The sequence below is a fragment of the Desulfosporosinus sp. SYSU MS00001 genome, assembly GCF_049943955.1.
Lineage (GTDB): Bacteria > Bacillota > Desulfitobacteriia > Desulfitobacteriales > Desulfitobacteriaceae > Desulfosporosinus.
Window position 1 is genome coordinate 191,188 of record NZ_JBNFTW010000008.1, and the last position, 10,051, is coordinate 201,238.

Annotated in this window: 10 protein-coding genes and 1 pseudogene; 3 read left to right on the plus strand and 8 right to left on the minus strand. The window is 43.3% G+C overall.

Annotated elements, in window-relative coordinates:
• Positions 1–23: 23 nt before the first annotated feature.
• The 4 genes from ACPUYX_RS15320 to ACPUYX_RS15335 are packed head-to-tail and all read right to left on the minus strand — an operon-like array spanning position 24 to position 3,694.
• Positions 24–848: a YncE family protein gene (locus tag ACPUYX_RS15320; protein WP_426380500.1), complete on the minus strand. Its 825-nt coding sequence runs from the start codon at positions 846–848 to the stop codon at positions 24–26.
• 17 nt (positions 849–865) lie between these two features.
• Entirely contained in the window at positions 866–1,570 is a 705-nt protein-coding gene (locus tag ACPUYX_RS15325; protein WP_426380501.1) for a glycosyltransferase family 2 protein, read from the minus strand.
• Positions 1,570–2,490, minus strand: a complete 921-nt coding sequence (locus ACPUYX_RS15330; RefSeq protein ID WP_426380502.1) for an NAD-dependent epimerase/dehydratase family protein — start codon at positions 2,488–2,490, stop codon at positions 1,570–1,572. Before ACPUYX_RS15330 ends, ACPUYX_RS15325 begins: the two co-directional genes overlap by 1 nt.
• 1 nt (position 2,491) lies before the next feature.
• Complete coding sequence (locus tag ACPUYX_RS15335; protein WP_426380503.1) at positions 2,492–3,694, minus strand: UDP binding domain-containing protein; 1,203 nt, start codon at positions 3,692–3,694, stop codon at positions 2,492–2,494.
• Positions 3,695–3,864: 170 nt separating this feature from the next.
• Between ACPUYX_RS15335 and ACPUYX_RS15340 the strand changes: the two genes are divergently transcribed.
• Positions 3,865–4,860: a glycosyltransferase family 4 protein gene (locus ACPUYX_RS15340; protein ID WP_426380504.1), complete on the plus strand. Its 996-nt coding sequence runs from the start codon at positions 3,865–3,867 to the stop codon at positions 4,858–4,860.
• A 41-nt stretch (positions 4,861–4,901) separates the two neighbouring features.
• On the opposite strand, the gene ACPUYX_RS15345 is transcribed toward ACPUYX_RS15340, so the two are convergent.
• Positions 4,902–5,510: a class I SAM-dependent methyltransferase gene (locus ACPUYX_RS15345; RefSeq protein WP_426380505.1), complete on the minus strand. Its 609-nt coding sequence runs from the start codon at positions 5,508–5,510 to the stop codon at positions 4,902–4,904.
• 140 nt (positions 5,511–5,650) lie between these two features.
• Between ACPUYX_RS15345 and ACPUYX_RS15350 the strand changes: the two genes are divergently transcribed.
• Positions 5,651–6,640 (plus strand): glycosyltransferase family 4 protein, encoded by a 990-nt coding sequence (locus ACPUYX_RS15350; RefSeq protein ID WP_426380506.1) that lies wholly within the window; start codon positions 5,651–5,653, stop codon positions 6,638–6,640.
• Positions 6,641–6,665: 25 nt separating this feature from the next.
• On the plus strand, positions 6,666–7,307 hold the full coding sequence (locus ACPUYX_RS15355; protein WP_426380507.1) for a glycosyltransferase family 2 protein: 642 nt from the start codon (positions 6,666–6,668) through the stop codon (positions 7,305–7,307).
• A gap of 154 nt (positions 7,308–7,461) precedes the next feature.
• On the opposite strand, the gene ACPUYX_RS15360 is transcribed toward ACPUYX_RS15355, so the two are convergent.
• The 3 genes and pseudogenes from ACPUYX_RS15360 to ACPUYX_RS15370 all read right to left on the minus strand — a co-directional run.
• A complete protein-coding gene (locus ACPUYX_RS15360; RefSeq protein ID WP_426380508.1) occupies positions 7,462–7,989 on the minus strand; it encodes a class I SAM-dependent methyltransferase in 528 nt (175 codons plus the stop codon).
• Positions 7,986–9,095, minus strand: a complete 1,110-nt coding sequence (locus ACPUYX_RS15365; protein WP_426380509.1) for a tetratricopeptide repeat-containing glycosyltransferase family 2 protein — start codon at positions 9,093–9,095, stop codon at positions 7,986–7,988. Before ACPUYX_RS15365 ends, ACPUYX_RS15360 begins: the two co-directional genes overlap by 4 nt.
• Positions 9,096–9,247: 152 nt before the next feature.
• A pseudogene (locus ACPUYX_RS15370) lies at positions 9,248–10,051 on the minus strand (hypothetical protein); the annotation flags it as partial.

Below are 10,051 nucleotides of genomic sequence, written 5' to 3' on the forward strand. Positions count from 1 at the left end.
CTTTAATCCCCTTCAGACCATATTCAGCCCCCAACCTCTACAGTGGCGATAACTGTATTGGTATTACCGTTAATAACTGAAACTTTGTTGCCTTGATTCGTAACGTAAATTCGATTCGTCGTCGGATTAACGGTTATCCCTTCCGGAGAAGCACCAACCAAGATGTTATCAATAACGACATTAGCTAAGCCATCAATTACCGAGACATTATTACTTCCCCGGTTAGTAACATAAATTCGATTAGTAACCGGATTCACGCCAACTCCGAGGGGATTCGAATTTACCGCAACCTTAGCAATAACAGTTTGGCTTTCCCCGTCTATAACGGAGACATTGTTGCTCCAGAAATTAGCCACATAAATGCGATTTGTAAGCGAGTTCACGCTTATTCCAAAGGGACCTAAGCCAACAGCAACATCTCCTTGCAAGGTATTTGTTCCCCCATCAATAATAGACACCTTATTGGAATTAGAGTTTGGAACATAAATATGCTCTTTAGCTTCCATGGGAAAAAGCTGTTCCGAGTGTACCTGATAGACTTCCGCTAAATTTCCGGAGGGATTTTTCCCCCATACGGAAATTTCCACCTCATCCGAATTACAAAGAAACTGAAATTGAAAAGCATCGAATTCGGCAAAATAGTTATTCGTTACCTCTCCTTCGGGCGGTATGGTTAACACATCCAAAACGTATTCCGTTTTTGTCTCTGTACTTGTCAAATAAAAGCCATTAATACGAATCATGGTACTCACTGAATCACGATTCGTAATTTTCACGGCAAGAGTGGAGCTTGTTCTTTCGCCAGAGGCTTTTAAATTTTTGATAAATCCAGTTGATAATAAGGCCATAGTTCCATCCCCTTTGATTAATTTAACCAATCCGGGAAAAACTGCTTGGCACGTTCTCTAACAATGACAGAACAAGCTTCATCTGGATTTTGGCTCATATTGCTGCCGTGCCAGCGGTAGGCTAATAAATGATCACTTAAAAATCCGCAATTATAAGCATGCAAAAAACGAAACCATAAATCATAATCATGGGCCTGGGGCAAGTTTTCATCAAACTTGCCAATTTGCTTCAGAGCAGAGCTTCTCATCATTACGGAAGAGCCATTGATAAAACATCCTTGAAAGAGCTTTTTCACCATCTCCTTTTTGTCAGGATAATAGGGTGAATTGACCTCGTATTGGACATCACCATTACCATTCATCACAACAAAGCTCGTATAACTGAAACCAAAACCGGGCTCAGTTTCCATGAGAGCAACCTGTTTCGCGATTTTATCCCCTAGAAAAGCATCGTCAGCACTCAACCAGCAAATGTACTTGCCGGTTGCTTGAGATATTCCCAAGTTTAAAGTGCTTGGGGTCCCTCCATTTTCTTTATACAGATAGCGGATTCCGGAGAGATACGGCTTCACGACTTCTGACGTACCGTCCGTCGAGCCATCATCAACAACCAAAATTTCCAGGTTAGGATAAGTTTGCTGAAGGACACTTTCCAGGGCATAAGGCAAATATCTGGCATGATTATAGGTGGGAATGACCACACTTACTTTCGGCGGCAGCATTAACGACCCTCCCGATAAGCCTTCTTCATCCACTCCACAGTAACTGGCAATCCTTCTTCTAAAGTTACCTTAGGCTCATGTCCCAGATCAGCCCGCGCTTTGCTGATATCAGGCCGTTTGCTGACTGTATTGTGTTTGTCCTCCGGAAGGTAATTGACCAGTTTGGGATTACCATCCGTATACTTAAGCACTAAATCACTGAGCTCATGGACACTGCGATACTCTGTTCCGCCAATGTTGTACACCTCTCCGGGTTTAAAGTTTGAAATTACATTCGCAATGGTCGGAATTAAATCATCGACATACATGAAGACCCGGTAATATCCCTCAAAAACATCGTAAGGCATACCCATTAAGGCCCGGTAAATAAAAAGGCAAATAACGCTGCGGTAAGCATGATAATATTCTCCTGGTCCATAGGCATTAAATAAACGAAGCCGAACAATGGGAGATTGGTATTTCTTTGCGAAATTCATGATTTGTACTTCATTAGCCCATTTTGTTAACGCGTAGTCATTATGCTGAATGATCGTCTTTTTTTGGGGTAAATCTTCAGTCAAAAGCGGTTCGGCGGCCTCTCCATAGATTTCAGAAGAACTTGTAAATATTAATTTAAAGCCTTTTTTCAATTGCCACTCTAAAATATTGCGTGTCCCGATAACGTTTGTCTTCCACAAGGTGTCATAATAATGTTCTCCATTGATCCGGCCGAATTCGGCAGCTAAGTGAAATACATAATCATAGTTTTGCTCGAAAACTCGTTCCAGTTGACGGTATTCAGCAATGTCCGCCCTAAAATAGTTCTCGCCGGGATGATGCTGTAAATCGACTTCCCAAACTTCATGCCCCCGATTTCTCATGACTTCTACCAGTCGCGAACCTAAAGTTCCTTGGCTGCCTGTGATCAATAGTTTGGCCATCTTAATTGCTCCTTTTTCCGCTTATTATTGCCTTGGTTAGATTTTTTTGAATTAAGTCAATTACTTTATCCTGAAAATTACTCTTTTTTAAGCGTCGAGAGGCTGTTTTTTCAATGTCATCCGGATCTGATTGGATTGGAGCTACTTCGATTGGATTTAAGGCCTTTTGCCGTTCAAGAATGATCTTATTGGGCACTGATTGCCGTTTCCTAGTTTCCGGATCGTTATTCTGATAAACGTTAAGACCGGCATTGAGAAGTTCATCCGGACTAAACAAAGGATCTTCTACCCTTACAGTATTTCCGGCAGCTTCCAAGGCCTTAATCAAATCGATGGCCCTGCTGTACTTAAGATCCTTAACCCCTGCTTTGTAGCCCAATCCCCTAACTAGGATTTCCTTGCCGGAACCCGCTTGGCTGACGATTTTATCCCTATAGTTCTGATCCGCTTTTTCTGCACCTTCCAGCAATGATGAGGAACAGACGTTTAGCAGGAATCCTAAGTCTTTTGGCAAACATTCCCCGCCAATACCCCAATCAGTACCCAAAAGTTCAACGTTACTTTTACTGTTCACTGCTCTTCTTAAATCGTCAAAATCCAAAGCTTGATCAACACAGAAACTATAAATTTCTTGAGCAAAGGCAACATCGACATAACGCTTGACATTTTCCACAACCTTAGACAACTCGGCAACTCGAATATCTGACACTTCTATCAGTTCAGGTACTAGAGGGGAATAAAACTGGTGCCCTTTTTCCAGACAGGGGCTCGTAAACGCTCCCAAAACCCTTGGTGTATCGCAGACCGTTTTGTCAACCCCGAACATGACTCTGTGAGGTACATGGATCAGAAAAATATTGCTTCCCAGTTGGAATCCTTTTTTCTCCAAAAAATCGCGTACACGACTCATGGTGCCCGGCGGCAGCGTCGATTCAATGGAAATTAAAGCACCTGGACGAATAATCATGGCTTCCAGAGCTGCAAACAGATTTTCAGCCTGATTACCCGTAGAAGGTGCCATTAGCCATACATCTATGCCAACTAAATCCTGATAATTGTCAGTAACCTTATAACCTTGGTGCGATAATTCCTCAACCCTCTTCCTATCCACATCAACTCCGCTGACATCACCCGGAAATTTTTCGCAGAGGAATGTGAATAGATTAAAGCCGATATTACCCAAACCAACCACGCATATTTTCATTTTAGGTTCCATCCTCCCCAAATCTCATCTCTATATGGTATGGAAGTCCACTTAATCTTGACACTAAGATGGCGGTTTTTAACCCATTTCCTGCCACTTTGTCAAGGAACACAACATAGACTATAAAGAATGGTTTAGGATACTGACATGAACTATTGGAGGATTTATCAATGAAATTAGTTATTCCCGTTCTAAGTTTAGAAACCGGAGGAACACGCTTTATTTATCAATTAGCCAATGAGCTGGTGGATAAAGGACACAATGTGGAAATTGTAGTCCCTGAAAACGCTTCCATTGCCTGGCCTCTGCGCACCCATATCACCCGGGTAAAGGAACTTACTTCACAAACCATACCTGCCGGAGATTTTCTGCTCCCTAATTTTTATCCCACGGTCTTTCCGGCTTGGGAATCAAAAAAAGGCCAAGTCGTTCGACTTAGCCTTGGTTATGAACCTATGTGGGTTCCAGAAGCAGAAAAAGCACGAGAGTCTTATCTTATAGATGCTCCTATAATTTCTCTGTCACAATGGCATCGGCAATTAATTCTCCAGGGGACCGGGCGAGACAGCATTGTTATACCTGGAGGTGTTGATACATCAGTTTTTCATCCTTTTCCAAAAAAATCCCTATCTACAGGGCGTCTGACTATTGCCTACATCCTTCGTTCTAAGGAACATGGCTACACCTGGAAAGGCAGTGATGATTTTTGGGAAGCCTGCCGGCAACTAAAATACTCTATACCTGACTTCGATATCCAGGTCGTCACCCCAGAGGGAGCGAGCTACTGGGCACCTGTTCCTTATACAATTGTCAAAGCCCAAACGGACCAAGAGATGGCCCTTTTCTATGGTCAGGCAGATATTTTTGTTTCCACCTCCTATTTTGAATCCTTCTCCATGCCGCTTTTGGAGGCCATGGCCTGCCGAACTGCCGTGGTAACTACAGATAACGGAGGTAACCGCGATTATGCAAAAAACGGTGAGAACTGTTTAATAGTTCCTCCCAGCGACATTAACGAATTAACCCTTGCGCTATTACAGTTGCTGAGACAGAAAAATGTACGGGATCGGCTTGCTCTAACCGGCCTGCAATTCGTCCAGCCATGGATCTGGCGCCGCTCGGCAGATAAATTGGAGGCCTTACTATTCGAGCTCAGCCATACCTAGAGAAAGGGAACAGCTTTAAAATCTCTTTCCAAAATTTAATGTCACTTTCCGCCTTCCGGTTCTGATTTTCTTGAGCTGCAGTCCTTCCAAGCTAAGAGAGCATCAATGGGTTCAGCCTTTTCACCGTAAACCTCCAAAAAGGCCTTATTTTTCTGATCGTGGAACTTAGCAAAAATTATTATATTGTAGCCGAGACTTTGGAATTCTTCAACCTCCCAGCCTGATCGATGGCGCTGGTAAATTTCCCCTCCTAAACCATAATGATCGACATCATTTTGTTGAAAAAATCCCCTTGGCGTAAAAATTATAACCTTTTGAGCCGCAATTTCCTCGACTTGGTTAAGGACGTCAAGGGCATCCTCCTTTTCAAAATGCTCAAGCACATCAATCAGAGTGACACTATCAATAGAATTGAAAAGAAACAATTCTCTCAAGCGTTCTGCTCTGAAATTCAAAGTAACCAACGGTTCTTCGGCCTTGGCTTTCTCTAAATAAGGTCGATGAGCATCCACACCGATTTTTATCGGGCAGCGAAGCTTTGTCAGAGTCGTACCCAAACCACACCCAATATCTAAAACCGTTCGGGAACCACAAAGAAGTTCATTAATTGTTGTGAGGAAATCTTTATGATTTACGACATTAACGGTCACTGGCTGAACATCCTTCCGATTGTTATTTTTACATCCTCTATTCCTACATCCTATTCAAATTGTCCCGTAAAGTGCCTTCAGGCACAAATCGCCCACTTAGCCGCATAGTATGTAGTACCGAGCAAAAGGGAGGACAAACCATGAAAATTGTGTTTCCGGTTCTTAGTTTAGAAATGGGTGGGGGAGCACGTTTTATTTACCATTTAGCCAATGCCTTGCAGGATAAAGGCCATGATGTGGAAGTTGTTATGCCCCAAAAAGGGGCTCAAGTCTGGCCCTTGCGAACCAAATTAAGACGCGTGAGTGAACTTACCCCTTCCTCTATTCCTTCAGCGGATTTCATTCTGCCTAATTTTTATCTCACAGTAAGACCTGCTTGGGAATCACAAAAAGGCCGGGTGGTGCGTCTTAGCCTTGGGTATGAGCCCCTCTGGGTCCCTGATGCGGAAACAGCCAAGCAAAGCTATCTGATCGGAGCTCCGATTATGTCCATATCTCAATGGCACCGCCAACTTCTGCTGAAGGAAACAGGCAAGGAAAGTACCGTCATTAACGCCGGTGTTGACACGTTAACCTTTCGTCCTCATCCCAAGCGTTCTCTGGCAACCGGGCGCAAAAACATTTTCTATATTATGCGTGACCCTGCTTCCGGGTACACTTGGAAAGGAGGCCCGGAATTTCTGAAAGCAATCAACTTATTAAAAAATCAAGTTGATTTTGACCTTACCGTTTCAATTCCTGAGAACGCCTATTTTGCATTCCCTGTTCCCTGTCAAATTAAGACCACTACTTCTGATCTTGAGATGGCCCAACTGTACGCTCAGGCTGACCTCTTTGTTTACACCTCCTATTTCGAGGCCTTCGGTCTGCCTCCTCTTGAAGCAATGGCCTGCGGTACAGCCGTGGTGACAACAGACTGCGGCGGAAACCGTGATTATGTAACAAGTGGCAAAAACTGTTTGCTTGTTCCCCCCAGCGACTTCGAGCAGTTAAGCTCAGCGATTTATCGGCTCCTAAGAACTGATGCCGAACGTCAGCGAATAGCTTCTGAAGGACAGGCTTTTGCTCAAAGCTGGACTTGGCAGCGTACGGCGGATCAAGTTGAAGCTTTCCTACTAAGCCTAAAATAGAGAACTATTCTAGAGGAGACAAGTTATGAATTATGAAATAGTCATAATTTCCAACAGACCGCACTTAAGCAAAGAGGCAGAATTGTGTTTGGAAGGTCTCAACAGTCGAATATTTGACGGCACTAATTATCCCTCATTTTCGAAACTTGTTAATGACTCTATAACCTCGAGTAACTTCGAGACGATAATTATATGCAACGATAAAGCTCGCCCAACCCTTAAGGCAGTGGAAAAAATCCTGACAATGCTGGAAGATGGCTGGGGAATCGTTGCCCTTTATCGATTTGGATTTTTCGGATTCAAAAAGGATTTAATAAGAAAGATCGGCTTTTTTGACGAGCGTTTTATCGGCGGCGGTTATGAAGATGTCGATTTCGCCAGAAGGCTAAAAGAAGCTGACATCGGTTATTATGAAAGCGAGGAAATCAACTATATTTACTTGCCAACATCTTGGAACTATGAAAAATCAGGTTTTGCTAGAGAACAATATTTCAAAAAGTGGAAAGAGGAAGGTAATGTTATTACCAGAAAATTGGCTGAACAAAATTATGGCTATGACATTGGTCCCTACCAAGGCATAAAATTTATTGAATTTAAAAAATCAATTTTAATGCCCTATCACGGTAATATTAAGGAGATCATGATGCAAATAGATTTAGAAGAATAATCTATGATCTTTCGTTTTAGTACACCATATAGAAAAGTGAACTAAAATTTTATAGTTAAATAAAAGCTAATAAAGTAAAAGCAGGCCCGTTACCTGCTTCCACTTTATTAGCTCTATTTATTTGCAAAGCACTGTTTTTTTAAATGAAATACTATCAACTTTCCTTCCAAGATAATTGAGCTTGGCGTTTCCTGCATATGGTCAAACCGGGCGAAACCGGAATTGTCATCAACTCATAAGGACCGGTTTCCTTTAATAACTCTTCAATAGCCTTATAGGCAGTACCGCACCATTCAGGCTGAATCAGGTACTCCTCCCCAGGATGCGTATCATGAAATAAGATTAGACCGTGAGGAGCTACGTGAGGAAAATAATCCCAAAAATCGTTCAGCACCGCTTCTTTGGAATGATCGGCATCAATAAATAGCATGTTTATTTGCAGCGAATTTTTTTCAAGTTCCTTTGCAAACTCCTGAGTACTGCCATTAAAAAAACGGGTATTGGCTGATGCTTGCATATAACTACCGGCTTTCGGATTAATATCAACGCCAATTAACTGACCGGCGTAGGGGATCATTCGATTAAAAAGAGTACACTTAAACAACCCGAGTTCAATATATACCTGCGGACGGATAACGCTTGCCAAGTGAACGATAAAATCTTCATGCCAATCTAATCTCAATCTAGTTCGTCTCCTTTGCCGATTCCCAGGACCCCTTCCAAATACTTTTTGTTAAAAAGGATCTGAGGATTATTAGGATAATATTTTCTTGCGATTTCATTATGCTCGTAAGCTAATTCCTGGTTACCCAAGCGATCATAGCAAACGCACAACTGTAAATGCGGCAGCCATGTCCAACAGGCTTCTATCCGTGGACCCCAACTGTCAAGGGGCTTTTTCAATTGAGTCGCCAGGTTATACCAGAAAGCTCCTTGTTCGTATTTCTTAGCCTCTAGAAAATAAAATCCTAAACGACAGCAAAACTCGGCCCTCGGAATAGCGTATTCAAAGGATTTCATGAGGTTCTGCAACTCTTTATCTTTCTGCCCTAACTTCTCGAAACATTCCGCGAGTTTCCCACAAGCAGAAAGATTGTCTTCAACCCATCCCTGGCCTGTTTTTAAAAACTCCTGATAAACCTTAATAGCCCGTTTGAATAATTGATGATCGAAAAGCTCATTGCCGTAATAATACAAATCTCGTGGCGAAAAGGTTTCTCCATTCGCTTTTCGTTTTTCATATATTTTCAAGTTTCGGTCCGAATCGCCTCGTTCTAACCCTTTGTGGGTTACGCAAATATCGGAATTTAAAATAGATCCATAGACTTCTAAATATTCGTGAACAGCACCAATCCAGCGAAAATTCTTACTTCTTCTGACTAGCCTGTTTCGTCTTAAACTAAACGTAACCGCGCCAGATTGATCGAAAGCCAAGAGGTAGGGCATATTAACGATATCAATAGATGTATCAAATTCCTTCTTAAGCTTTAGAAATTTTTCACGATCAACATCCGCCAAAATATCATCTGCATCCAACCACAGGATATAATCTTTAGTTGCCTGGCTAAATGCAAAATTACGCGCGGCCGCAAAATCATCGATCCAGGGAAAATCGGTAACCTTATCCGTGTATCCACTAACAATATTTTTGGTTCGATCTATGGAACCAGTGTCAACTATTATTATTTCATCCGGAATCCCCTGCACGGAATCCAGGCACCGAGCAATTGTCTCTTCTTCATTTCGAACGATCATACACAAACTGATAGTAATGGATTTATTCTCCATTATCTGCACCTCAAAGTCTCATTATAAGTCACAATTCATAGTATTCGAGAAACAATTAGTCGTGGCTAATTCATGGTCAAATAAAAAACAATTTAAACTTAAGCTTCAAACGCGACATTGCGGCCGCGTTTGAAGCAAATACTCCTGTCATTCTAGGGTGTAAATGTGATGATATTCATATCAATACTAGCTCCAGTGGCTCCTGAGGTAATATTGGTAGCCGTTGTTACGATAACTCTGACACTATAGGTCGAACTGGCACTGGTAGCGGGTGCTACATCAACATAGGTGCTTGAAAGGGGGAATCTCTGAGTTCCTGCACTAGCAGCATTTCTATTGAATGTCCGGGTATTAATCAGCGTTGCATCTCTGTACAAGCGTGTCTCAAATACAAATGCCCAGTTCGCAGTTGTTACAAATTCAACAGCAAAAGCATAATCAATTTTCAGCTGTTGTCCTGCCACAACACTTTGAGTGACACTCGCAACAGTAACTTCAGTGTCTAAGGGCGGATATACGGTAATTGGTCCAGCTGCATCAGTATAGGCTAAAGTTGGTGCATTTCCAGTTGCACCTGTAGCACCTGTCGCTCCTGCTGCTCCCGTTGCGCCTGTTGCTCCTGCTGCTCCCGTTGCGCCTGTCGCTCCTGCCGCTCCCGTTGCGCCTGTCACTCCTGCTGCTCCCGTTGCGCCTGTCGCTCCTGCTGCTCCCGTTGCGCCTGTCGCTCCTGCTGCTCCCGTTGCGCCTGTCGCTCCTGCTGCTCCCGTTGCGCCTGTCGCTCCTGCTGCTCCCGGTGCGCCTGTCGCTCCTGCTGCTCCCGTTGCGCCTGTCGCTCCTGCTGCTCCCGTTGCGCCTGTCGCTCCTGCTGCTCCAGTTGCGCCTGTCGCTCCTGCTGCTCCCGTTGCGCCTGTCGCTCCTGCTGCTCCCGTTGCGCCTGTCGCTCCTGCTGCTCCCGT

Coding starts and splice junctions, on each gene's coding strand:
- ACPUYX_RS15320 (WP_426380500.1), bottom strand. CDS start 848: ATGGCCTTATTATCAACTGGATTTATCAAAAATTTAAAAGCCTCTGGC.
- ACPUYX_RS15325 (WP_426380501.1), bottom strand. CDS start 1,570: ATGCTGCCGCCGAAAGTAAGTGTGGTCATTCCCACCTATAATCATGCC.
- ACPUYX_RS15330 (WP_426380502.1), bottom strand. CDS start 2,490: ATGGCCAAACTATTGATCACAGGCAGCCAAGGAACTTTAGGTTCGCGA.
- ACPUYX_RS15335 (WP_426380503.1), bottom strand. CDS start 3,694: ATGAAAATATGCGTGGTTGGTTTGGGTAATATCGGCTTTAATCTATTC.
- ACPUYX_RS15340 (WP_426380504.1), top strand. CDS start 3,865: ATGAAATTAGTTATTCCCGTTCTAAGTTTAGAAACCGGAGGAACACGC.
- ACPUYX_RS15350 (WP_426380506.1), top strand. CDS start 5,651: ATGAAAATTGTGTTTCCGGTTCTTAGTTTAGAAATGGGTGGGGGAGCA.
- ACPUYX_RS15355 (WP_426380507.1), top strand. CDS start 6,666: ATGAATTATGAAATAGTCATAATTTCCAACAGACCGCACTTAAGCAAA.
- ACPUYX_RS15365 (WP_426380509.1), bottom strand. CDS start 9,095: ATGGAGAATAAATCCATTACTATCAGTTTGTGTATGATCGTTCGAAAT.